This is a genomic window from Faecalibacterium sp. DFI.5.82 (genome assembly GCF_029076575.1).
Taxonomy (GTDB): domain Bacteria; phylum Bacillota; class Clostridia; order Oscillospirales; family Ruminococcaceae; genus Faecalibacterium; species Faecalibacterium duncaniae.
The window spans coordinates 1-332 of record NZ_JARFIS010000250.1; the positions used below are offsets into that span (position 1 = coordinate 1).

A 332-nucleotide genomic window follows, 5' to 3' on the forward strand; every position below is an offset into this window, starting at 1 on the left:
CGGAACTGCTCCAGCGCGGCCTTTTCCAGCCGGGAGACCTGCGCCTGGCTGATGCCGATCTCCCGCGCCACCTCCATCTGGGTCTCGCCCTTGAGTTAGCGCAGCTCCATGATCCGCTTTTCGCGCGGGGTCAGCCCGGCCACGGTCTGCCGGAACTCCAACCCGCTGATCCAGCTGTCCTCGCTGTCCGGGTCGCGCACCTGATCGATGACATACATGGCATCGCCGCCATCGGTGTAAAGGGGCTCTTCCTGGCTGATGGGCTCCACCACCGATTCCAGCGCCGCGTTTACCTCCCGGCGGGTAAGTCCTGCCTGCCGGGCCTCCTCGTC

The 332-nt window shown here is 66.3% G+C and carries 2 pseudogenes; both read right to left on the reverse strand.

Annotation, left to right across the window (positions count from 1 at the left end):
• Positions 1-80 (reverse strand): annotated as a pseudogene (locus tag P0G09_RS16465) (RNA polymerase sigma-G factor); the annotation flags it as partial.
• Positions 81-95: 15 nt separating this feature from the next.
• Positions 96-332: pseudogene (locus P0G09_RS16470) on the reverse strand (RNA polymerase sigma-G factor); the annotation flags it as partial.